Annotated in this window: 18 protein-coding genes and 3 pseudogenes; 9 read left to right on the forward strand and 12 right to left on the reverse strand. The window is 57.5% G+C overall.

All coding sequences use genetic code 11. The features are described 5' to 3' along the window. Positions 1-3: 3 nt before the first annotated feature. The 7 genes from BJF95_RS10855 to BJF95_RS10885 all read right to left on the reverse strand — a co-directional run bounded on the left by BJF95_RS10855 (position 4) and on the right by BJF95_RS10885 (position 6,178). Complete coding sequence (locus tag BJF95_RS10855; protein WP_075639490.1) at positions 4-585, reverse strand: cupin domain-containing protein; 582 nt, start codon at positions 583-585, stop codon at positions 4-6. Continuing rightward, positions 582-1,700, reverse strand: coding sequence for an MFS transporter (locus BJF95_RS10860; RefSeq protein WP_075639491.1), 1,119 nt, complete (start codon positions 1,698-1,700; stop codon positions 582-584). The genes BJF95_RS10855 and BJF95_RS10860 overlap by 4 nt, the downstream gene beginning before the upstream one ends. A gap of 74 nt (positions 1,701-1,774) precedes the next feature. Continuing rightward, positions 1,775-2,902 carry an FAD-dependent oxidoreductase gene (locus tag BJF95_RS10865; protein WP_075639492.1) on the reverse strand — a complete coding sequence of 376 codons (1,128 nt, stop codon included), beginning with the start codon at positions 2,900-2,902 and terminating at the stop codon, positions 1,775-1,777. Next, a complete protein-coding gene (locus tag BJF95_RS10870) occupies positions 2,899-3,276 on the reverse strand; it encodes a Rieske (2Fe-2S) protein (protein ID WP_075639493.1) in 378 nt (125 codons plus the stop codon). Before BJF95_RS10870 ends, BJF95_RS10865 begins: the two co-directional genes overlap by 4 nt. A 3-nt stretch (positions 3,277-3,279) precedes the next feature. After that, positions 3,280-4,227 (reverse strand): VOC family protein, encoded by a 948-nt coding sequence (locus tag BJF95_RS10875; RefSeq protein ID WP_075639494.1) that lies wholly within the window; start codon positions 4,225-4,227, stop codon positions 3,280-3,282. Positions 4,228-4,358: 131 nt separating this feature from the next. Continuing rightward, entirely contained in the window at positions 4,359-5,009 is a 651-nt protein-coding gene (locus BJF95_RS10880) for an EthD domain-containing protein (RefSeq protein WP_075639495.1), read from the reverse strand. After that, the gene (locus BJF95_RS10885; protein WP_075639496.1) at positions 5,006-6,178 is read right to left on the reverse strand and encodes an alpha/beta hydrolase family protein; all 1,173 of its coding nucleotides are present in this window, start codon (positions 6,176-6,178) and stop codon (positions 5,006-5,008) included. The genes BJF95_RS10880 and BJF95_RS10885 overlap by 4 nt, the downstream gene beginning before the upstream one ends. Before the next feature lie 186 nt (positions 6,179-6,364). Between BJF95_RS10885 and BJF95_RS10890 the strand changes: the two genes are divergently transcribed. From BJF95_RS10890 to BJF95_RS24395, 3 genes and pseudogenes are all read left to right on the forward strand, one after another. Continuing rightward, a complete protein-coding gene (locus BJF95_RS10890) occupies positions 6,365-7,306 on the forward strand; it encodes a LysR substrate-binding domain-containing protein (RefSeq protein WP_075639497.1) in 942 nt (313 codons plus the stop codon). Between the two features lie 277 nt (positions 7,307-7,583). Further along, positions 7,584-8,471 carry a SphA family protein gene (locus BJF95_RS10895; RefSeq protein ID WP_075639498.1) on the forward strand — a complete coding sequence of 296 codons (888 nt, stop codon included), beginning with the start codon at positions 7,584-7,586 and terminating at the stop codon, positions 8,469-8,471. A 417-nt stretch (positions 8,472-8,888) separates the two neighbouring features. Next, a pseudogene (locus BJF95_RS24395) lies at positions 8,889-9,212 on the forward strand (DUF4172 domain-containing protein); the annotation flags it as partial. Between the two features lie 73 nt (positions 9,213-9,285). On the opposite strand, the gene BJF95_RS10905 reads toward BJF95_RS24395, so the two are convergent. Beyond that, positions 9,286-10,482: an MFS transporter gene (locus BJF95_RS10905; RefSeq protein WP_075639499.1), complete on the reverse strand. Its 1,197-nt coding sequence runs from the start codon at positions 10,480-10,482 to the stop codon at positions 9,286-9,288. A 90-nt stretch (positions 10,483-10,572) separates the two neighbouring features. On the opposite strand from BJF95_RS10905, the gene BJF95_RS10910 reads away from it, so the two are divergent. Further along, positions 10,573-11,022, forward strand: coding sequence for a helix-turn-helix domain-containing protein (locus BJF95_RS10910; protein WP_075639500.1), 450 nt, complete (start codon positions 10,573-10,575; stop codon positions 11,020-11,022). Positions 11,023-11,254: 232 nt separating this feature from the next. Here the strand turns inward: BJF95_RS10910 and BJF95_RS10915 are convergent, their stop codons facing one another. Beyond that, positions 11,255-11,932 carry a TetR/AcrR family transcriptional regulator gene (locus BJF95_RS10915; protein WP_075639501.1) on the reverse strand — a complete coding sequence of 226 codons (678 nt, stop codon included), beginning with the start codon at positions 11,930-11,932 and terminating at the stop codon, positions 11,255-11,257. 72 nt (positions 11,933-12,004) lie between these two features. On the opposite strand from BJF95_RS10915, the gene BJF95_RS10920 reads away from it, so the two are divergent. Beyond that, positions 12,005-12,736 (forward strand): SDR family oxidoreductase, encoded by a 732-nt coding sequence (locus BJF95_RS10920; RefSeq protein ID WP_075639502.1) that lies wholly within the window; start codon positions 12,005-12,007, stop codon positions 12,734-12,736. Positions 12,737-12,789: 53 nt separating this feature from the next. Here BJF95_RS10920 and BJF95_RS10925 read toward each other — a convergent pair. The 3 genes and pseudogenes from BJF95_RS10925 to BJF95_RS10940 all read right to left on the reverse strand — a co-directional run. Beyond that, a pseudogene (locus BJF95_RS10925) lies at positions 12,790-13,425 on the reverse strand (substrate binding domain-containing protein); the annotation flags it as partial. A gap of 148 nt (positions 13,426-13,573) precedes the next feature. Then, positions 13,574-13,851: pseudogene (locus BJF95_RS24655) on the reverse strand (NADP-dependent oxidoreductase); the annotation flags it as partial. A 355-nt stretch (positions 13,852-14,206) separates the two neighbouring features. Beyond that, entirely contained in the window at positions 14,207-14,911 is a 705-nt protein-coding gene (locus BJF95_RS10940) for a helix-turn-helix domain-containing protein (protein WP_075639527.1), read from the reverse strand. 253 nt (positions 14,912-15,164) lie between these two features. On the opposite strand from BJF95_RS10940, the gene BJF95_RS10945 reads away from it, so the two are divergent. The 4 genes from BJF95_RS10945 to narJ are packed head-to-tail and all read left to right on the forward strand — an operon-like array spanning position 15,165 to position 23,858. Beyond that, positions 15,165-17,888, forward strand: a complete 2,724-nt coding sequence (locus tag BJF95_RS10945; RefSeq protein ID WP_075639503.1) for a nitrate/nitrite transporter — start codon at positions 15,165-15,167, stop codon at positions 17,886-17,888. A 17-nt stretch (positions 17,889-17,905) separates the two neighbouring features. Next, a complete protein-coding gene (locus BJF95_RS10950; protein WP_075639504.1) occupies positions 17,906-21,640 on the forward strand; it encodes a nitrate reductase subunit alpha in 3,735 nt (1,244 codons plus the stop codon). After that, positions 21,637-23,157, forward strand: a complete 1,521-nt coding sequence (gene narH / locus BJF95_RS10955; protein WP_075639505.1) for a nitrate reductase subunit beta — start codon at positions 21,637-21,639, stop codon at positions 23,155-23,157. The genes BJF95_RS10950 and narH overlap by 4 nt, the downstream gene beginning before the upstream one ends. After that, the gene (narJ, locus tag BJF95_RS10960; protein WP_075639506.1) at positions 23,154-23,858 is read left to right on the forward strand and encodes a nitrate reductase molybdenum cofactor assembly chaperone; all 705 of its coding nucleotides are present in this window, start codon (positions 23,154-23,156) and stop codon (positions 23,856-23,858) included. The genes narH and narJ overlap by 4 nt, the downstream gene beginning before the upstream one ends. The last annotated feature ends 11 nt before the right edge of the window (positions 23,859-23,869 follow it).

Below are 23,869 nucleotides of genomic sequence, written 5' to 3' on the forward strand. Positions count from 1 at the left end.
GCCTCATTGCTTGGCGAGGCTCGCGGCGACTGCGGGATCGTAAGTGCCTGAGACAAGCACGAAGAGCATTCGGCACATCTTGCCAGACCGGTTCGCCCAGGCGTGGTTGGTGCCGCGCTGAATGACCACCGAGCCGGGTTTCAGCAGGGCCTCGCCATCGTCAAGCACCAGAGTCATTTCGCCCTCGATGACGATGCCGTAATCGATCGACTCCGTCCTGTGCATCAGCGGATGCGGTGAGCTTTCCTTGACCGTCGAGGCGGCCTTGTCACCGATTTGCTCGAACGCCTCGCTCATCTGCTTGGCCCCCGATTTCAGGAAATCTTCGGTGTCGGGAGGAATATCGACAAAACGAATGCGGGTGCCGCCCTGCGGCGGTGGCAGCACAAGCGGGCCGAGCGTTGGGTCTTCGTCGTTGGCGACGCGGGCCGGGCTTTCTGCCGTAGACCACACCTCATGGAATACGGTGCCCGGAATAGCGGCAACTTCCACGACGGTTGGCAGTTTACCAACCTCTGTGAGAATAGAGCGCCCGTCCTTGCTGTGTCCGGTTACAATACGGGTAATGGGGGGAAAGTTTGTCATGCGCTTTTCGCCTTGGTGAAGAAGCCGATGGAAATGATGCCGACCACGACGGCCGCGACGCCGAGCGCCGAATAGCCGAGGTTTTGGCCGAGCGCTCCGCCGACAATCGGCCCGAGTGCCGCGCCGACCATCAGCATGGCCGGTGTGGCGGCAACCGCGCGCCCGGTCGGATCGAGTTTGGCCAGTCGCCCGAAGGCGAAAGTGTGAGTGAATATCTGGATGGAGACGAAAACCGCGGCGGCAGGTGCCCAGACGGTAAAGACCGTCGCCGATGTGACGATGACCGCAAGAACCGCCTGAACCGCAGGTCCGATCTGGGTGATCAATGTCGCTGAAACACGGGTCTGCAGGACTGCCGCCAAGGGTGATGGCAGAATGAAGTTGACAAAGCCCAGTGCGACAAGAACGGCGAGAACATGATCGGGTGAGAAGCCGCGCGTCTTGCCGATGACTTCCACGAAGGAAAAGACCATCGACTGGTTGAAGGTCATGATACTGATGCCGAAGATCGTCAGCCAGGTTGCGCGGCTGAAGGGACGCCTTTGATGCTCGACGGCTTTCAAAGGGTTGCGAAACAGAAGCGCGGAACTGATCGTGGCCACTGTCATGATTCCGGCGAACACCCGAAACAGGGATGGGCCGCCGTAGATGATCAGCAATTGCGGAATGGCACCAAGCAGAATGATGGCCAGCAGGCCAAGCGCAATACCGGCCATCGCGAACAGGCGATGCGGGTTGTCGGCATGTCCCATTGTCCCGTGCACCATGGACAGCGCGACGCCGATGGATAGGCCCGCGATGAGGTGGCACAGGGCAAGCGGCATGAAGTCAGCTTGTGTGGAGGCAAACAGGAAAGCTGCGGCGGCCACGCCAAAGCCAAAGGTAGCAGCCAGTCTCTGGTTCATTCTGTCGAAGCGTGGGGCGACCAAAGCGCTCGCACACACCGCGCCGACGAGGAACAGGGTTGCCAACCCGCCCGCCTGCTGCGGGGTAAAGCCATAACGCTCGACCAGCGCGCCGACCCAGACCGGGAGTGCGATAAGATCCAGCATCCCGGAGAAGTGGCCGATAACCAGGGCGGTTACCCCGGCCACTCCGAATTTTTGTCCTGACATTCCTGCTCCTCCCGCAAATTGAACGGCGGCAATCGGTGCGCGGTCTCCCGAACCGCAGCACCGCCGCGACTTTTTTAGATGGCTTCCGCCAGCGTTTTCATGGACGCCTTCATGATCGCGGCATGCGCGTCGCGGCTGCCACCATTGATCTCGATATCGGCCAGTTGCCCGGAATTCTCGACTACCATCCGGCAGCGCTCCCAGCGTCTTGCTTCGAATGCGGCAAGGGCAGAACCCACATCGCCGGTCTGGCCAAGTTCTTCAGCCAGGACCATGGCATCCTCTATGCCGATGCAAGCACCAGCGGCCAGATGCGGTGTGGTGGCATGCACGGCATCGCCGATCAGCACCACGCGACCCTTGAACCATGGGCGTGGCAACAGCATCTGCTCAAGGGGGCGGTAGATGATCTGATGTTCGGCAGACAGTTCCGACGCGATCCTGCGGATGATCGGGGAAGAGAAGCGCTCAAGCAGGCTGCGCAAGTTTTCAACCAACGCCTCCGGTGCGACGAAGTCGTTGGTGGGGCGGTCTTCGGTCAGGAACAGGTAGGCCTGATCCTTGTTGACGCCGTTCAGGCCGACCTTGAGATTCGGACCCATCCACATGTTGACGGTATCGATACTCTCGGGTCTTGGCAGCACGGCCCGCCAGACCGATTGGCCAATGAAGCGCGGCTTGGGGGCCTCGGGAAAGATGTTGCGACGCACGGCGGAATAGAGGCCGTCTGCGCCGACGACGAGATCGTAGGTATCCGAACTTCCATCGCCAAAGGTCACATGCACGCGATCGTCGCCCTGCACAATCTCGCTGAAGGTCATCCCCAGGCGAACCTTTGTTGTGGAGGCCCGCACGGCTTCGGAAAGGATCTTGGCCAGTGCCGGACGCATGATGCCGCCGCCGCCGGGGATGTCTGCTCCCGCCACGCGCGGGGTTGGCAGCGTGACAAGCACGGAGTCATCTGGTCCACGCAAATTCACGCCGTCGCTGACAAAACCCTCCTCGAGAAACCGATCGATCAGGCCGAGATCGCGCAGCACCCGAAGCGTTGATCCATGCAGGCTGATGCCAGCACCATAGGAGCGCCACCCGGCGTCGATCTCAACGAGATCGACTTCAAAGCCCTGGCGGGACAGTTGCAGCGCTGCGGTCATGCCTGCGAAACCGCCACCGATGACAAGCACTTTCATATTAGAATTCATTTGATTTCCTCCTCTGCGGGCGTGGCGACGAAAATCTCCTCCTCGTCGCTCAACGCAATGTCTACGGCTGTCAGCCTTTGGCCCAGGCAAGGTCCAAGAACGCATTCGCCGGTATCGATTTCGAAAAGCGCGCCATGCGAGTGGCACGTCAGATGGGTCTTTTCGCCATTCAGGTAGGCGTCGGTCTTCCAGGCCATCGGCGTGCCGGTGGAATAGTGCGGGCAGGAATCCAGCCAGGCATACAGAACGCCCTTCTGCCTGGTCAGGATGATCTTGCGGCGCATTCCATCAAAGGGTCCAAAGCCTTTTGCCTCGGCCTCGCCGATCTCATCGGACCGGCACAGATAGTGGAGCTTGCGCGCGATGCTCTGCATCGGTCAGCGCTTCGCGCCGGGCGGCGGGCCTCCTGTGGGTGCCCACTTCTCGCGCATTTCGAACAAGACGATCTGCGAGGCCTCGGCACCCATGGGTGCTTCGCGCGCGATCCAGGTGTCGTCGTGCTTGTCCATGTCAGCATCATATTCGAAGTGACAGCCGAGGGGACTGTTGAAGTACCAAAACCAGTTCGAACCGAATTTGTGTCGGCCCGGCCCCCAGAAACTCTGGTAGCCCTTCTTCACGAAGCGCGTTCCCGCCACCATCAACTCGGTTGGACCGCCCATGTGGAAGGCGAGGTGCTCGCAGCCCTTCATATATTCCGGTGTGCGGATGAAGAAGAGCGTGTGGTGGTCGTCATTCGCTTTCGGTCGCAGGAAGGGGCCTGCCCCCGTCAAGGTATCGGTGATCACGAAACCGAGGCGGTCGCAGTAGAACCGGGTGGCAATTTCAATGTCGGGAACGAACAGCACGACATGGCTGAGCGTGCGCGGCAGCGCTGGCATTTCTTCCCAGACACCGATTTCGTTCGGCTTGCGTTGCGCCGGTGCACCCGGCGCATTGATCTTTTCTGCAGGCATGATGAGTTCGCGGCGGATGGTGACCTGGAACTTCAGCTCAAAGCCATGGTCATCCTTCAACTCAATCGAGCCGTCGGACAGCCGCGTTACCCGGCGATCCTTGGAAAGCTCTTTTTCGATCGCGTCGAGATCCTCGGTGGAGCGCACGCCATAGACCTGCTGGCGCAGCATGTTCGCCGTTGGCAAAGGTGCCGGCAACGAGGGATCCGATTTGTGACGGATGATGATGCCTGTGCCGTCCAGCGTCTCGAACAGGCCGCCGTTCTCGGTCACGTCCGTCGGCTTCAGGCCAAACGCGGTCAGGTATTCAGAACAGGCGGCGACATCGTCGACGCCAAAGACGAGATAATCAGGCCCGATGATGTTCATGGGACATTCCTTTCCATTAGAGTTTGTCAGGGAAAAGTGGAATCCGGTTTTCCCGAAGAGACAAACGAAAACAAGGGAATCGAGAGTCTGTCTGGTTCAATTTGAACCTGACAGACTCCAAAAGGTCTTGATCAGCCTGCGTGGAGAACGTGCTCATGGGCGACCGCCAGGCAGTAACGTGTATCGGAGGCAAGGCCCGCTTGGGCAGCTTCGCGGCATGCCTGTGCGAAAGCTAGCCCGGTGGCCTCGTCCGGCAGCCAGAATTCATCAATCGCCTCGACCGGTCCCGCAGACAGTGGCAGGTTCCGACAGTGGCCGATGATGCCGTGGCCAATATCGGCGAGCCTTTGGGCATCCGGAGCCTTGTTGAACCAGAACAGGAACACTTTTACCGCTTTTGCGCGCATGTCCGGCGGCAGGATGATGTTCTCGGTGACCGGAAGGCCGACGACGGAGGTTTCATCCACCATCCTGGGTTCGTCCGGCTGCAAATGCTCGAGATAAAAGGGCGTTTCGCGCGAGGATTTTGCCGCTGCCATGTCCGGAAACCAGACCTCGGTGACAAAATCCAAGCCATAGGAAAAGGCCTTGGGGAGCGCGTCACCGCCGAAATAAATGCCGTCGAAAGCATGATTCTGGACGTAGCGGCGCGGTGCCTGCGACGGCTCGCGGGCAATGTAATCGCGCACCAGCTTGCCGTGATGGTCTTTCATATGGGTTCGATGTTCGCGAAGCGTCTGCCCGAGGCGCCGGCGGCCACAGATCAAGGTCTTGATCGTCATTTCGGTTGCTCCGCGACAATGCGTCCGCCCAGAGTTTCAGCCACCCAATCGGCGATGTACGCGCCCGCATTGGCGGAGTTATCGAAGCTCGAATGCTGTACGCCGCCGGTGCGCTCATCGAAGATCTTCAGTTCGCGCTTCGGACTGTTGACCAGTTGATCGTAGGTGGCGTGCGCCCATTGGAGAGGGATCTGGCTGTCTTTTTCGCCATGTGTCACCAGGAAGGGCACGCGGATACGATCGAGGATTCCGTTGAGGTGAACGTTTTCGGCGATCTGCATGAACTCGTCCATATCCTTGGCACCCCAGACCCACATGACGTGGCTCCAATAGTGCGGGACCGGGAAATTACCCTCGCGGGCAAGGCGCTTCTTTTGCACGTCGCGCCAATCGTGGTTGGCACCCCAGACAACGCCGCAGGCAAACCGCGGCTCAAAAGCGACGGCACGGGGACAGTAGTAGCCGCCGAGCGACACCCCTTCCATGCCGATACGCTTTGGATCGACATCGGCGCGACCCTCCAGCCAATCGACGACGCGGCTGGCCCAGTGCTCGCTGTCGAACCGGGCGGTAAGCCCCTGCAAGCGAAGCGCCTCGCCGGTGCCTGGCTGATCGACGATCAAGGAAGCCACGCCGCGCTTGGCGAGCCAGGCTGGCAGACCAACAAGGAATTTCATCTCTTTGGTGCTGTCGAGGCCGTTGACCTGAACCAGCAACGGTGCAGGCCCCTCGACGCCTTCCGCAGGCACGTAGAGCGCTGAAAGGTGCGCCCCCTCATAGGGGATCTCCACCCGGCGACAGGCAGAGCCGGACAGCGTCAGACCTTTCTCGAAACAGGCGAGAAACTGCTGGTAGAGGCTAACGCGCCCTTCCGAGCCATGCGCCAGCAGACGTTCGGCGGTGATCATATAGTTGGCTGCGCGCAGCAGCTTGTCGCCAGCCGAAATCAACCTGCCCCGGGCTTCGTCCTCGTCGGCAAGGGAAACCAGCTTGTCCGCCATATGAATCCAGGTTTCGCGGAACGCCTGGGTACCGGCAGCATCCGGTGCCTTGGCCGCATCTTGCAGCGGGGCGCACATTTCCTCGATCTCTCCCATTCGGGCACCCATTTCGATCGATAGATTAACCGAGAGGTTCCAGACATAATTGGTCGGAAAATACTTGAACATTGGGTCTCCTCGAGGTTGCCGATCGCGGCATCAATTTCAAAAGGAGGAGATCGACTGACGGCGCGGCGCGATAGGCCACGCGATGTCATTTCCTCCCGAGGAAAGATTTAACGACAATCAACCTGTTTACAAAATTGCTTTGATGAATGATTTATATTTACGCGATGAATACCTGGGAGGAGATTTATGCGCTTCAAGAATCTTGATCTGAACTTGTTGGCGGCGCTTGATACGCTGATCCGTGTCCGCAATGTGAGCCGTGCTGCCGAGGAAATGTTCATCACGCAGTCAGCGATGAGCAATGCGCTCGGGCGACTGCGGGACTATTTTGACGATCCGCTTCTCATCCAGGTCGGCCGGTCCATGGAACTGTCGCCGTTGGCCGCGTCCCTTGAACAGGCTGTGCGCGATATCATCGTGCGCATCGAGGCTGCCGTCGTTTCAACCCCGTCATTCTCTCCTGAGGTTTCGAACCGGAGCTTCAGTTTCATCGTGTCCGACTACACCGTCCTCACAATCATGCCGCCTTTTCTCCAGCGTCTGGAAAAAATGGCTCCCGCCATCCAGATTGAATTCAAGCCACAACAGAACCATCCGCATTTGCTGCTGGAACGCGGCGAGGCTGACTTGCTGATTGCGCCTGAGGTGTTCTGTTCCACCAATCATCCGATGGAACCATTGCTGGAAGACCGGCTATGTTGCGTCGTTGATGCGGATGGGCCTTTCTCTACCGGTGTGATATCGCAGGCCGACTTTCTCTCCGCGGGCCATATCGTCATGCAGCCGCCGAATGGCGGCGATAGCTTCGCCCAACGCGCCTTCGATCATCTCGGTATCAAGCTCAGGATCGAAGTAACGACCTATTTCTTCACCTCGCTTCCGCTGCTTGTTCGCGGAAGTCGAAGGATCGGTCTGGTGCAACAGAGTTTGGCGCACGTGCTGTCGAAAATTGATGGCATCAAGATTGTGGAGCCGCCGTATCCTTTGCCCGCCCTGCGGCAGTCGCTTCAGTGGCACAGTTATCGCACCCGCGATCCGGCCCTCTCGTGGATTCGTGAGCAGATCCATGAGACGGTCCGCGCAATTGCTGACGGGAGCGCTGTGCAGAGCCCGGCTTCTGTGACCTGACAAATACGCTCCCCCTCACGTATTTATTTTGCGAATAGCTCCTATTGCCAATGACCATTTTACATTTGTCAAGCGGCGGCTTAGTTCGGACTAAGGACGGTATCGGGTTTCTCAGAAAGATCTCGATCTGCCGGCGGTGAGGTGGCCGCCAAGGGGGAATAACAACAGACAATCTGGATGACCAGGCCCGCTGACTGCGAGGATGAGGTCCCGTGCGCGTTTGCGAGCGGACTCGCTGGTGGGATCCTGGTCTTTGTTCATGTGAGGAGGATGGAGAATGAAATTCAGGACGTTCGGACTTGTCGCGGCGCTCGCGGTGACCGCGCTCTGTCAGGCACAGGCAGCCGAAAACGGCAACACGCAATACTCACCGGGATCAGCACAATTTTTTGCTGCGGGCATTCCTCCCTACCCCGGTCTCTACTTCCTTTCCCAGACAAATTATTTCTCTGCCGACAGGACCAATGACTCGAACGGCAACAGGGTGCCAATTGATTTCAATGTCAAGGCATTGGCGGAAACCATGCGCTTTCTCTATGTCAGCGACATCGAAATCGGAGGCGCTCAGCTTTGGGGGCAGGTCGTCGTTCCCCTCGTTCATCTGAACCTGTCTGTGCCGTTCGGTAGCGACACCGCCTTTGGACTTGCCGATATGACCACGACCTTAGGCTTGGTGTGGCACACCGATAGAAACAATTCTTTCGTGTTCGGTGTGGATCTGGCAATGCCAACCGGCAGGTACAGCCCCTCCGACATCGCCAATATCGGCAACAACCACTGGTCCGTTCAGCCGACCGTCGGCTATCACTATTCGGACCCGCAGGGACTGGAACTTGCAACGACGGCCCGTTTGATCTTCAACACGGAGAACCATGATACCGACTACACGAATGGTACGGAATTCGTGCTGGATTATGCAGTCGGCTGGAACCTGGACAAGTGGCGCATTGGTGCTGTGGGATACTATCTTCAACAGATCTCGGATGACCGTGGCCCAGGGGTTGCGGCCGATGGGCATCGCGGCAGAGGTTTTGCCCTTGGTCCATCGCTCACCTATTCCTTCAATCCGGGCTTGCAGGTCAGCGCGTCCTGGCAGCATGACATCGTGGCAGAAAACCGCCCGCAAGGCGATTCGGTGTGGGTCAACTTCGCCACAAAGTTCTGAGGGCCGGGTGAAGGTCCGCTCGACCATTGATTAATGTGGCAGGCGCTTGATGATCTCAATCATCAAGCGCCTGATGTTTTTCAGTGTTTGAGATTGTCTTTGCGGGAAAAGTGCCCGGTCATTTCATCCCCTCTCGATACCCGAAAAGCAGCGGTCAAACGATTGTGCAATGCTGGCCACACCATTTACCAAACCACTTGCCTCACCAGTTGCCTCACAAGTTGCCATGCCGGATTGACTTTCGGGCCGGTTGACACGTATTGCCGTCAGGCGAAAACACTGGCCTCTTTTTCCATGTCTCAAGGTATAAACAATGCGATATAGGGGGCTTGACCTCAATCTTCTGGTGGCTCTCGACGCTTTGTTGCGCACGCAGAACGTTTCGCGGGTGCCTGATGCCATCAATATTACCCAGCTGACTGGATCATTTTCTTTTCAGAAACGATCCTGGATGCTCAACGAGCGACGCTTGAGCGCATAGATTTCTTCATTCAGAAGGCGAAATTTTACGACCGGTTTCGAGGCCAACTGAACGAGCGACAGGAAAAGGTAGTCGCGCGCATCTTCAAGGAAGGCACGGCGGGCTTCAAGGGTGGGCTAAGCGCCGAAAACTACATCTCTATCACAAGCACATCTCGCGCTACAGCGACACGCGACCTCCAGCAGTTGGTGGAGATCGGTGCATTTACGCGCGGCGGGGAACGTCGGCATACCCGCTACTCTCTTTCGCTGCAGAGATAGTCTGCTGCCAATCTAATGAACTTCACCGAAATCATTATCTATGTGTACTATGGTTCGTTCCTTTCAAGAGCAGTCAGCCCCTCATGCGAGACGCGGTGGCGAGTGCGGAGAGAGTAGCTATGCCTGCAATGGCGAAGGTCAGGCTCATTCCCGAGGCAATTGCTGAGACCGACGCGTGCGCGATATCTGTTGTCCCGACGCCGAAGGCAAAGAGCATCCCCATGAGTGATGCTCCAGCAATCAGCCCGGCATTGCGCGATAGTCCCAAAAGGCCGGAGACCGTGCCGCGACGGTCCTTGGCCACATCTGCTAGGGCTGCGGTGTTGTTCGCCGCCTGAAATAGCTGGTAGCCCGGTGTCAGGACGATTATGGAGAAAACGTAACCGGCGACACCGATCATGTTCGGCACGAATGCCAGCATAAATGTGCCGGTGGCTAGCAGGGCAAGGCCGATGGTCAGCGTCCGGCTGCTCCCCCAGGCATCGACCAGCCGGCCGGCGGGAACGCCGCTGAAGATCGAGATGACCGGACCGATCGCCATCACCAAGCCGACGAGCGACATGGGAAGCTCCAGCGCGAGGGTGAGGTAATAAGGGCCCACCAACAAAGTCGTCATCATGGTTCCAGCGACGATCACGTTCACGGTGAGATTAAGCAAGAGGCTCCTGTTCACGACTGTCCAAAGGCTTGGCGGCTTGGCATGATTTCCACCAGCATCTCGCGGAAGGAACAACACCACCAAGATCAGCGCCAAGATCGCAATTGGCATCTGTATCCAGAATATTCCTCGCCAGCCCAAGAGTGGGATCAGCAGCCCGCCGAGCGATGGGCCAAGTGCGGTCCCAATGGCCGAGACAGTGCCCAGCGCGCCCATCGCTCGTCCCACGGAGGATTCATCAGCGATCTGCCGCATCAGCGCCATGGAGAGCGTCATCAGAAACGCTGCGCCAGCACCCTGAAGTCCCCGAGCCAAGATGAGCATAAAAAGGCTAGGCGCGATGCCACATAACAAGGTGGCGACCATGAACAGCACCAGGCCGATCACAAACATCACCTTCATACCATAGCGGTCAGCGAGACGACCGGCGATGACGACCGTCATCGTTAAAGTAACGAGATATGCCACAATGACAGCTTGGACCTCTGGAAGAGGTGAAGCGAAGGCTTGGGTCAACTCTGGCAGCGCAATGTTGGCGATACTGGTCCCGAGGGAGGCGAGGCCCATGGCCAGTGATAGGGCAAAGGTGATGCCGGTCCACTTGCTCTTCATGCGGGGTGATCTGTGGTTCAAGGTCGTTTCCTCTTGTCGAAATGTCAACTAAGGAGCAAGCTGCCACTTCAAGTCAGGTTGAGGTCAAGCATGAAATTTCTAGATATCGGTGAGGTCGCGGCTCGCACGGGGATCAAGCCGTCGGCATTGCGATACTACGAGGAGGTAGGGCTCATCTCCTCGGTATCGCGGCACGGCTTGCGCCGGCAGTTCCCACCCGAAGTTCTGCTTCAGCTCCAAGTCATCACGATGGGAAAATCGGCTGGTTTCTCGCTGGAAGAGATTGCCGGCATGTTCGGTCGCAACGGGTTGCCGGACCTGCCCCGCGATGTGCTGCGCCACAAGGCCGAGCAGATCGATCGGCAGATTGGTCAGTTGAAGGCATTGCGCGAGACGCTCCGTCATATCGCCGACTGCCCCGCGCCATCGCACATGGAGTGCCCCACGTTCCGGCGGCTGGTCCACCTCGCCCTCAAGCGCGACGGAACGGGTCAGCGGGGGGCAACCAGAAAGATGAAGGCTGAGCGATGTGATCCGTGACATTTAAAAGATGACCGTTCGTCGGCTGAAGGGTTAGCCAAAACGCTAACGCGTCGATCACGCCTGATGTTTTGATCCGCTTCCTAGGGCATTCCCTTCAAACACGTGCTTTGAAACGGCCAAACGCTCGCTTGAGGCAGTCATGCTTCATGTGGCACGCGATCATGCTCCACCTTGCCTCCGGGAATGGTCAGCAACGATGCCGGCGACGTCCGCCAATGCTTTGAACACGTCAGGTCCTTTCCGCAGCGCACAAACTGCTCCCAGAATTTTTGCTTCTGTCATCGTCTGCGGAGCTCAGATAGCCAACACACATCCGGATGACCTGTTCGCGGATCGCGACCTGTTCATGAGCCGGCAGTTTCCGTTCGAAGACGTTCCGCACAGTTCCGAATATGACTGAAAGCAGAGTGGCTTTAACCAAGTGGATATCGGCGCAGTTTACGATTGGAGCGCTCTCCAGCATTGCGCCTGTCGCAGCGTCCATGCGTCTGGCAAAAGCGTCAATCAGCGCCTCGTTGTCCAGTTCGACCGCCGAACTGTAGAGTGCGCGCGTGACCTCACTCCGCTCCGTCTTCGCCTCCCAATAGCCGGTGACCAGTGCCGCAATCATGTCCGGTATCGACTTGCCATGGTGATCGAGGCAGACCTTCTCCATTCGCTCGGCCAGACGGTCGAGATAGCGTTCGTTCAGCGCATAGAGCAAGGCCTGCTTGTGCGGAAAATACTGGTACATCGTGCCGACGGACACGCCAGCCCGTTCGGCGACACGGGTCGTGGTGAGTCGATGGGTTCCGCTCTTCAGCAAAACCTGAATGGTCGCCTCGAAAATCGTGTCAATGGTCGATGCTGAGCGAGCCTGGCGCGGCATTTTGCGGGCTTTGAGATGTCGAGGGGGTGAAACGTCCATATGCGAATCCAAAATGCGAATGATCCTTCATATATTGGCTGAGGTGTTTCTCCAACATTCGAAGGACATGTAATGAACGACAAAACCAAGATTGCTCTCGTCACCGGCGCTAACAAGGGCATTGGTCGCGAGATCGCCCGCCAACTCGCCGAGGCCGGCGTCACCGTTATCATGGGAGCCCGCGACCTCAAGCGGGGGCAGGCCGCAGCCCGCGAGTTTGCCGGAGCGGGATTAGCCGTGGAGGCAATGGAAATCGACCTCCACAGGCAGGACACAATCGACGCGGCTGCCCAAGCCATTTCCGGCAAATATGGTCGCCTCGACATTCTCGTCAACAATGCGGGCATCATTGATGCCGAAGACGGACCGCCCACCAAGGCAACGGCAGCGTCGGTCAAACGGCTCATGGAGACGAACTTCATCGGGACGCTCTGCGTGACGCAAACCATGCTTCCGCTGCTGTTTCAGTCCAAAGCAGGTCGCATTGTGAACCTGTCGACCACCCTTGGATCCCTGAGCGTGAACGGAGATCCAACGTCGCCCTATTACGAGGCGCGCCTCATCGGCTACAATGCCTCCAAGGCCGCTCTCAACATGTTGACGGTGCAACTGGCGGCAGAGCTGAAGGGGACCTCGATCGTCGTGAACTCGGTGGCTCCGGGCTATGTGAAAACCGATCTGACGGGAGGCAATGGCTACATGACCCCGGCCGAAGGCGCACGCCTGCCCGTTCAATATGCCTTGCTCGGGGAGGATGCCGTCTCGGGACGCTTTGTCGAACCGCAGGGTGCCGTCGCCTGGTGACGCCGATATTCCACCATGGGCACCATGCCTGCCCATGGTGAAGACCCTGGAGTTCAAGATGCCTCCGTCAGCATTTTGAGGAAGGCGCGCACCGCCGGGTTTGTCCGGCGGCTTTCCGGCCAGACGGCCGTGATGTTGTGGCGTTCTACCGCGAACTCGGCAAGAATTGCAACCAGCTCTCCTCGCTTGACCCAAGGCACCCCCATGAAGCTGGTAGCCATTCCGATACCGGCCCCCGCCGCAAGGGTCGAGAGCACGGCTTCGCTCGCATCGACCACGATTGCAGATTGCGGGACGATCTCGATCTCGCGTTCACCGATGCGAAACGGCCAACGGAACAGTTGACCGCTGCTTTGATAGCGCAGGTTGACCGTCTCGTGTGTCTGCAGTTCATCGGGATGAGCGGGTGCACCTTTCGTGGCTAAGTAATCTGGTGAGGCATAACAGCAGAGCCGGTAGGGCGAAAGCTTCCGCGGCAAGAGACGCGAGTCGGGCAGGCCACCGATGCGTATGGCAATATCGATCCCCTCCTCGATCAGATCCGTCCGCTGATCGCTGAGTCTCAGATCGATCGCAACCTTTGGATTTTGCGCGCGAAAGCGCGGCACAAACGGTGCTATGACATGCAGTCCGATCGGAAACGAGGCTGCAATGCGCAGGGTGCCGACCGGCTCGGACCGGGTGGCCTTGTCCGATGTTACGCAGGCCGGCATAGGCTGTGAAGCCCGTCATGCCCAGAACGCCCAGCGCGGTCGAGATCGGAGCAACGGTGGGATCAATCTGTCGCAAATCGCTTCCATCTGAGATGGCATGGCTATGCCAGCCCGAGTAGGCGACGACAATCTCGCCCTCCTTCCAGTTCGGATGGTGTGACGTCTTGATCCTTCCCACCGTGGAACCGACCATCACGCTGCCGATCTCGATCGGGTCCGCGTAGGATTGGGCGTCGCTCATGCGCCCCGCATGTAGGGGTCGAGCGAAAGGTAGATGGTTTCGAGCAGAACCTCGCCATCGCGGGGCTCCGGCATCTTCGTTTCTTCGGTGCTGAAATCGGTTTGCTGTGGCCGACCAACCAGCCTTACTGCTAGCACGATCCTTTTATTCAATTCTGTCATCACTTGATCCTCTAGCTGCGTTGACGGATGCGAAGCAGATGCATGTAGCAGATGAGGATGCACCGCAGCTGCTCGCAAACGTGTGGATCGTATCGTCCTGCGGGGCGGGATGTCTCAGCCTGCAGGAGGTGTCGAGCATGATTCACGCGACACGCCGAAGCCAGTCGATCGAATCCGTTCAAGGCAAGAGAATGGGTCCGAAACTGCGGCAAAGCCGAAGAAGCGAGGCACACGGGGCACCGGAAATATATAAAAGAAATGGCACTGCCAGAAACCGGTCACAATGCAAACAAGCTTCGCTCCGATGATTGACGTGTAGATCGTCATGGTTGCCGACGAAGGACAGTGAAAATTGTCAGCTATCGTGGTCTGGTCCATCAATCAGCGGCGTTGGGTGCGCCAAAGCCTCCAGCGCACCACGATCGGTGATGATGATACGTTGACCATCAATCTTGGCACCAACCTCCTTGAGCGATTTCATCACTCGCGACAGGCTTTCCGGTGTGATGCCGAGAAGTGAAGCAAGCAACCGCTTTTCGATGGGCAAAGTAAAGCTGACGCCGTTGGTCGCTGACTTTGCTTGACGCAGAATATATGCGGCAAGTCTCTCGCGGGCATTTCGCAGCTTGAGGTCCTTGGTGTGCCGCACCGAAGTACGGTAACATTCTGCAAGTTCGGTAATCGTTGCCATTGCGAATTCGGGATCAATTCTGAAAATTGCGCGCAAATCGACACTGGGCACAAGGATCACACGGGTTTTTTCAAGGGTACGTGCCGACATGAGATAGGGCGCGTCTTTAATGGCGGCCGCGAGAATGAAGGTGGAAATGGGGCGCACCACCCCCATGGTGGTTTCGTGGCCCTGCCATCCAGCAAAAAGTTCGACAGATCCTTCGACAACAATATGCAGAAAGTCCGCCAGAGAACCTTCGTCGATCAGTTTCACCGAAGCCGGGAAGGTCTGGTCGTAGGCGGTGCGCGTCAATGCGTTGAAATTCTCCTCATCCATGGTGCGAAACAAGGGCAGTTGACGAATATATTGACGCTCGACATCACGCAAAGCCAACCCCAAATCACTATTTTGCACTTATCATATGGTAAGCCACTGCGTGACCCATGTCCAGAAACGAGCGAGCTATTTCACTATGCTTGCCTGGCATTTTTGGGGTCCGTTTTTGTCGAAGGTCAAATCCGGTTCGATTGTCAGGGCCTTTCGCGCCCGTTTGATTCATATCAATCCTCCACCAGACCACATCAGCTTTCGTCGTTGGAAAGCGCGTGGAAATTGCCCGCGCTGACAACGGAGAATGTCAATGTTGGACAAGCCGATGATATCCAATGGTGATCGAAGGCGCGCTCTCACTCTTAGCACGGTCGCGTTCACGGCATGCTTTGCGGTCTGGACAATCTTTTCGATCATTGGCGTGGCGATCAAGGCAGAGCTGGGGCTCAATGAATTCGAGTTCGGTCTGCTGGTTGCCACACCTGTTCTGACCGGATCCATCACACGGCTGTTTCTGGGCGTGTTGACGGAAAAATATGGTGGTAGGATCGTCTTCGCCGCTCAAATGCTGTTGACCGCACTGGCAACATGGATGCTGACCTGGGCCACAAGCTACGCAATGTATCTGATTGCGGCCTTGGGGATCGGCCTCGCTGGCGGATCATTCATCATCGGGGTCGCTTATGTGTCCCGCTGGTACACGGCGAGCCAGCAGGGCACAGCGCTTGGAATCTTTGGGGCCGGAAATGTGGGGGCTGTTGTCACCGCCTTTGTCGCGCCTCTCGTTATGGTCGCTTATGGCTGGCATGGGGTTGCGCATGTCTGGGCGGCCGCCCTGGCGCTGATGGCCATTGCGTTTTTCTTCCTTGCCAAGGATGATCCACAGCTGGTGGCCCGGCGCGCGAGTGGCAAGGCAGCCCCCACGCTTAGCCAACAGTTTGCACCTTTGAAGAACCTGCAGGTCTGGCGCTTCGCCACCTATTATTTCTTTGTTTTCGGCGGGTTCGTTGCCATTGCCCTTTGGACACCGCATTACCTCGTCAACGTATATCACGTCGATATTCGCACAGCCGGCATGGCAGCGGCGGCATTCGGATTATCCGCCTCGCTGTTTCGGGCCTATGGTGGTCATCTCTCTGATCGTTTCGGTGCCCGCTCGGTGATGTATTGGAGCTTCGGTTTTTCCGCCATTTTGCTGTTCATGTTGTCCTATCCGGCCACGGATTACGTCATTCAAAGCAAAAATGGCCCGATTGCGTTTTCCACCCGGATGGACTTCCTGCCCTTCGTCATCATGCTGTTCATGCTCGGTTTCTTTATGAGCCTTGGCAAGGCGGCGGTGTTCAAACACATTCCGGTCTATTATCCTGAACATGTCGGCGCAGTGGGTGGTCTTGTCGGCATGATCGGCGGGCTTGGCGGCTTTATTCTCCCCATCCTGTTCGGAGCAGTTCTCGATCTCACCGGCATCTACACGTCCAGTTTCGCCTTGTTGTTCCTTTTGGTCTGCGTGTCGCTTACCTGGATGCATCTGGCCATCCGCCATATGGAGCGATCCGCCCAGGGTGCAATGCTGGACCAACTGCCAGAATTGCCCGAAATGCAGGGAATGCCCGCCACCACGGCAGCAAACCAGACCCATACGCTGGAAGAATGGACACCCGAAGATACGGCATTCTGGACGACGAAAGGGAGCCGGATTGCGCGACGCAACCTCTGGATATCCATCCCCGCCCTGCTTTTAGCCTTTGGTGTGTGGATGGTGTGGTCAGTGGTGGTGGCACGGCTGTCAGCCATTGGCTTCACCTTCACCCCTGAGCAGCTTTTCTGGCTGGCGGCATTGCCCGGACTTTCGGGCGCGACATTTCGGATTTTTTACAGCTTCATGGTTCCGATCTTTGGCGGCAGGCTGTGGACCACCCTTTCGACTGCATCCCTTCTGTTGCCCGCCATGGGCATTGGCTATGCGGTGCAAAATCCCCAAACACCCTATCTGATCTTTCTGGTTCTGGCGCTGCTTTGCGGCTTCGGCGGGGGCAACTTTGCGTCCTCAATGGCCAACATCGCCTTTTTCTACCCTAAGGCTGAGAAGGGCAATGCGCTTGCCTTAAACGCCGGACTCGGCAATCTCGGCGTCTCGGTCATGCAGTTTCTGGTGCCAATCGTCATCACCTCCAGTGTTTTTGGCATCATGGGTGGCGAGGCACAAACCATGACCAAGGGCGGTCAGCTGTGGATGCAGAATGCCGGCTTTGTCTGGGTGCCATTCATCATCCTTTCGACCGTCGCAGCGTGGGTGGGCATGAACGACATTGCTGATGCCAAAGCCAGCTTCAAAGAGCAGGCCATCATCTTCTCGCGCAAGCACAACTGGATCATGTGCGTTCTTTATACCGGAACATTCGGCAGTTTCATCGGCTATTCGGCGGGCTTTCCTCTGCTGGCCAAGATGATGTTCCCTGAGGTGAACTCGCTGCAGCTCGTGTTCCTCGGCCCGCTTGTGGGCGCGCTGAGCCGCGCAGGTACAGGCTGGGTCGCTGACCGCTTCGGCGGCGGCCGCGTCACCTTCTGGACCTTTATCGGAATGATTGCAGCAGTGTTTGGTGTGATCTTCTTCCTCGGCATCAAGGACCAGCCGGGTGCCTTTACAGGCTTCTTCATGACATTCATGGCGCTGTTTCTTCTCACGGGGATCGGCAATGCCTCCACCTTCCAGATGATCCCCGCGATCATGGCGCGTGAAGTGCCTCGCCTCATGCCACAGCTCAAAGATGGCGACCTGCGCAAGCAAATTGATCGCGAGAGTGCAGCAATCATTGCCTTCACCTCGGCCATTGCCGCCTACGGTGCCTTTTTCATCCCCAAAGCCTATGGCAGCTCTATCGCCATCACCGGCGGCCCCTCGGCGGCACTCTGGGGCTTCCTTGGCTTTTACATCCTCTGCGCGGTCCTGACCTGGGCTTACTACACCCGACGCGGTGGCCTCCTCAACACTGCGGAACGTGGCGCACGCCAGACCGCTGTCCAAGCTTGACCTGAAAGGATTGCAATATGAGCCATCTTCTCGACCGCCTGAATTTCTTCAAATCCAACAAAGTCGACTCATTCGCCGACGGTCATGGCCAGACGACGATTGAAAACCGGGATTGGGAGGAGGTTTATCGCAACCGCTGGCGCCACGACAAGATCGTGCGTTCCACCCATGGCGTCAACTGCACCGGCTCCTGTTCGTGGAAAATCTACGTTAAATCGGGCATCGTCACCTGGGAAACACAGCAGACCGACTATCCGCGCACCCGGCCCGACATGCCCAATCACGAACCACGCGGTTGCGCACGAGGGGCCAGTTACAGCTGGTATCTTTACTCTGCCAACCGCGTCAAAACACCCTTGATCCGCAGCCGCCTCATGCGGCTATGGCGCGAGGCGCGGGCATCGATGAGCCCCGTTGCCGCATGGGCTGCCATTCAGTCCGATCCGAAGAAGCGGGCAAGCTACACAAAGACACGCGGCAAGGGGGGATTTGTGCGTGCCTCATGGGATGAGGTGACAGAGATCATCGCCGCCGCCAATGCCTATACCACGAAAAACTACGGCCCTGACCGTGTTTTCGGCTTCTCGCCGATCCCGGCAATGTCGATGGTGTCTTATGCCGCCGGCGCACGCTACCTATCGCTTCTGGGCGGTACCTGTCTGTCTTTCTATGATTGGTATTGTGATTTGCCACCGGCGTCACCCCAGACCTGGGGCGAGCAGACCGATGTGCCGGAAAGTGCCGACTGGTATAATTCGAGCTTCATGATCCTCTGGGGCTCCAACGTGCCGCAGACGCGCACGCCGGATGCGCATTTTTACACCGAGGCACGCTATCGGGGTGCAAAATCCGCCGTTATCAGCCCCGATTATTCGGAGGCCGCCAAGTTCGGCGATATCTGGCTCAATCCACAGGCCGGGACCGATGCTGCTCTGGCGCTGGCCATGGGCCATGTGATCTTGCGCGAATATTATCTGGATCGGCAGGTGCCCTATTTTGATGACTACACCCGTCAATATTCCGATTTTCCGCTGCTGGTGAAGCTTGAGGAAAAGGACGGCAAATTTATCCCCGGGCGGATGGTGCGGGCTTCTGACTTCACCGACACCTTGGGCGAGGACAATAACCCCGACTGGAAAACGGTTGGCCTTGATGCCAAAACGGGTGAGGTCGTGGTGCCAAATGGCTCTATCGGGTTTCGCTGGGGCCAGGATGGGCAATGGAATCTTGAGAAAAAGGCCGCAGGCGTCGATCTCGATCTCAAATCCTCCCTGATCCTTGAGAACGATCGCGACGATGTGGTCGGCGTCGATTTTCCTTACTTCGGCGGCGAAGCGCATTCGCATTTCGTCTCAGATGATCGTGGTGCAGTTCTGACACGCAATATTCCGGTCAAGCGCATGGCATTGAAAGACGGCGAGACGCTGGTAACCACGGTATTTGATCTGCTCTGCGCCAATTACGGCCTTGATCGCGGCTTGGGTGGCGACAATGTCACACGCTCGTTCGATGACGACATGCCGTTTACCCCGGCCTGGGCAGAAAAAATCACCGGCGTGAAACGCGACCGCATCATCACCGTTGCACGTGCCTTTGCGACCAATGCTGAGAAAACCCGTGGCAAATCCATGGTCATTCTCGGGGCAGGGGTCAACCATTGGTACCATATGGACATGACCTATCGCGGCATCATCAACATGCTGGTGATGTGCGGTTGCGTCGGGCAATCGGGTGGTGGCTGGTCGCATTATGTTGGCCAGGAAAAATTGCGTCCCCAGACCGGCTGGACAGCACTTGCCTTTGCGCTCGATTGGGCACGGCCACCCCGGCAGATGAATGGAACCAGCGCGTTCTACGCCCATACCGATCAATGGCGCTATGAAACCGTATCAGCCAAGGAGATCCTGTCGCCAACTGCTCCTGCTGGCAATTGGGCCGAGCGCAGCCTGATCGACTACAACATTCAGGCCGAGCGCATGGGCTGGCTGCCCTCGGCCCCCCAGCTCAAAACCAACCCGCTGGATGTTGGCCGCGCGGCCAAGGCCGCAGGCAAAACAGCGGCAGACTATGTGGCGGCACAGTTGAAATCAGGCACCTTGCAAATGTCTTGCGAAGACCCGGATGCACCCGAAAACTGGCCACGCAACCTGTTTATCTGGCGCTCAAACCTGTTGGGATCATCAGGCAAGGGGCATGAATACTTCCTGCGCCACCTGCTTGGCACCGACCATGGCATTCAGGGCAAGGATCTGGGCGAGGAAGGAGGCCAAAAGCCGCTTGAGGCGACCTGGCATGACAAAGCACCTGAAGGCAAGCTTGACCTGCTGGTAACACTCGACTTCCGCATGTCAACAACCTGCGTCTATTCCGATATCGTGCTGCCGACGGCGAGCTGGTATGAAAAGGATGATCTGAACACCTCCGATATGCATCCGTTCATCCACCCTTTGCAGGCGGCAGTGGACCCGGCCTATGAGTCCAAGACCGACTGGGAAATCTTCAAGCTGATTGCGGCTCGCTTTTCGGATATTGCGCCCGAAGTTCTTGGGGTGGAAAGCGATGTCGTTGCCTGGCCGTTACAGCACGACACACCCGCCGAATTGGCGCAGTCCGTCGTGGCTGATTGGAAAAAGGGCGAGTGCGACCTCATTCCCGGCAAAACAGCACCCAACTATATCGAAATTGAGCGGGATTATCCCAACCTCAGCAAAAAATTCGTCTCGATGGGGCCGCTGATGGAAAAGATCGGCAATGGTGGCAAAGGCATTGCCTGGGACACAAAGGAAGAAGTCCATCATCTGCAGGCGTTGAACGGTCGTGTGACGGACGAGGGTGTGACCAAGGGTTTGGCGCGTCTTGATACTGCCATTGATGCGGCCGAGATGATCTTGATGCTTGCCCCCGAAACCAACGGCGAAGTGGCGGCAAAAGCCTGGGCAGCACTGGAAAAGATCACAGGGCGAGACCATCGCCACCTTGCTGAAGCCAAGCGCGATGAAAAGATCCGCTTCCGCGACATCGCGGCTCAACCGCGCAAGATCATTTCCTCACCCACCTGGTCCGGCATCGAGAGCGAGGAGGTCAGCTATAATGCTGGCTATACCAATGTTCATGAACTGATCCCGTGGCGCACGCTGTCGGGACGCCAGCAACTCTACCAGGATCACGAATGGATGCGCGCCTTTGGCGAAGCTCTGGTCACTTGGCGTCCGCCGGTTGATCTGAAGACAATCGCTCCGGCGATTGGCCTTGCCGGAGATTCGAAAACCGTGGTGCTGAACTTCATCACCCCGCACCAGAAATGGGGCATCCATTCGACCTATACCGATAACCTCCTCATGCAGACGCTTAGCCGTGGCGGGCCGATTGTCTGGATTTCCGAGGTCGATGCCAAAAAGGCCGGGCTGGTCGATAACGACTGGGTTGAAGTCTTCAACGCCAACGGCGCGCTGACGGCGCGTTGTGTGGTCAGCCAGCGGATCAAGGAAGGCAATCTGTTCATGTACCACGCACAGGAGAAGATCCTGAACACGCCGGGCAGTCAAATCACCGGCAAACGCGGCGGCATCCACAACTCGGTCACCCGTACGGTGCTCAAGCCCACCCACATGATCGGCGGCTACGCACAGCTAAGCTACGGGTTCAATTACTACGGCACAGTCGGCTCGAACCGAGATGAATTCGTGGTCGTGCGCAAGATGGAAAAGGTCGATTGGCTTGATGCCCCGGCCAAGGTGGAGGCAGCAGAATGAAAATACGCGCGCAAATCGGCATGGTGCTCAATCTCGATAAATGTATCGGTTGCCACACCTGTTCCGTCACCTGCAAGAATGTCTGGACCAGTCGCGACGGCGTTGAATATGCGTGGTTCAACAATGTCGAGACGAAACCCGGCATTGGTTATCCCAAGGATTGGGAAAATCAAAAGCGCTGGAACGGCGGTTGGGAGCGCACCCAAGCGGGGAAAATCCGCCCCAAGCAGGGAGCCAAGTGGCGTATCCTTGCCAATATCTTCGGCAATCCCAACCTGCCCGAGATAGATGACTATTATGAGCCGTTCACCTTTGACTATGATCATCTGAAATCTGCCCCCGAGATGGAGGCGTTTCCGACCGCGCGGCCGCGTTCTCTGATATCGGGGGAGCGGATCGAGAAAATCAAATGGGGCCCGAATTGGGAGGAAATCCTCGGCGGCGAATTCTCGAAGCGTTCGAAAGACTACAATTTCGAGGGTATTCAGAAGGAAATGTATGGTCTGTATGAGCAGACCTTCATGATGTATCTGCCGCGCCTTTGCGAACACTGTCTCAATCCTGCTTGCGTTTCAGCATGCCCTTCCGGTGCAATCTACAAGCGCGAGGAAGACGGTGTCGTACTGATCGACCAGGAGAAATGTCGTGGTTGGCGGATGTGTGTCTCGGCCTGTCCCTACAAGAAGATTTATTACAATTGGTCAACTGGCAAGTCAGAGAAATGCACCTTCTGCTACCCGCGTCTGGAAAGCGGCCTGCCAACAGTCTGTTCGGAAACCTGCGTTGGGCGCATCCGTTATATTGGTGTGATGCTCTACGATGCAGACAAGATCGCAGATGCGGCCTCCGTCGGGAATGAGAAGGATCTTTATGACGCGCAGCTTGGCGTGTTCCTCGACCCGAATGACCCGGAGGTGATCGCCGCAGCGCGTGCCGAAGGTATTCCGGAAGACTGGATCAAGGGTGCTCGTAATTCTCCGATCTGGAAGATGGCGATGGAATGGAAGATCGCCTTCCCGCTGCACCCGGAATATCGCACCTTGCCAATGGTTTGGTATGTCCCGCCGCTGTCGCCGATCCAGAACGCCGCTGAGGCCGGAATGATCGATGCCGAAGACGGGATGCCGGATGTGAAAAGCTTGCGCATCCCAGTGCAGTATCTCGCCAATTTGCTGACCGCAGGCGATGAGAAGCCGGTAATTTCGGCATTGGAGCGGATGCTGGCGATGCGGGCTTATATGCGGTCGAAAACCGTGGACGGCGTCATCAATCTTGGCGTCGCCAAACGTGTGGGCATGACGCCGCAGCAGATCGACGAGATGTATCAATTGATGGCAATCGCCAACTACGAGGATCGTTTCGTCATCCCGACGACGCATCGCGAGGTGGTCGAAGATGCCTATGATCTCAGATCGGAATGCGGCTTTACCGATGGCAACGGCTGCTCGGGTGGCATCAGCTCGGGCAAGCTGTTTGGTAGCAAGAAATACGTGACACCAAAGGATGGTTGGCAATGATCCGCACATTCAAGGCGCTGTCGGCGCTGCTGAGTTATCCATCCAGCGATTTGCAAGAGGCGATCCCTTTGATACGCAAGGTGCTTGTTGCCGAGGCGCTGTTGACACCTGCGCAAGCGGAGGTATTGCAACCGCTGCTTCGAAACATTGCAATGGGTGATCTGTTTGATCTGCAAGAGGCTTATGTCCTGCTTTTCGATCGTTCCCGGACATTGTCACTCAACCTTTTCGAGCATATCCACGGTGAAAGCCGGGACCGAGGCGGTGCGATGGTGGATCTTTTGGAAACCTATCGCGCCGGTGGTTTCGATCTTGTCGGGCCGGAGCTACCCGATCATCTGCCAGTGTTGCTCGAATTTCTTGCAACCCAGCCAATCGCGGTTGCGAGGGAAATTCTCGCCGACGCGGGACCGATACTTGCTGTGCTGACTGAGCGCCTGACGCGCCGTGAGACACCCTACGCAGCGGTCCTTGCTGCTCTGGCTGATCTTGGCAAAGGTGCTCTCGAGGGTGAGGTGGCGGCAGCATTGCTGGCCGAGCCCGATGACAACCCGGAAGATCTTGCGGCACTCGATGCAGTCTGGGAGGAGGCGCAGGTCACCTTTGCACCCGACCCTAATGCAGGTTGCCCGGTGTCACGCGACATCCTCGCTAAAATGGACGTTCCCCTTTCTCCGGCACGCGCCGGGGCTACCCAGTAGAGGAGACCCGC

Origin of the sequence: Rhizobium oryziradicis (genome assembly GCF_001939045.1) — a bacterium.
GTDB lineage: Bacteria > Pseudomonadota > Alphaproteobacteria > Rhizobiales > Rhizobiaceae > Allorhizobium > Allorhizobium oryziradicis.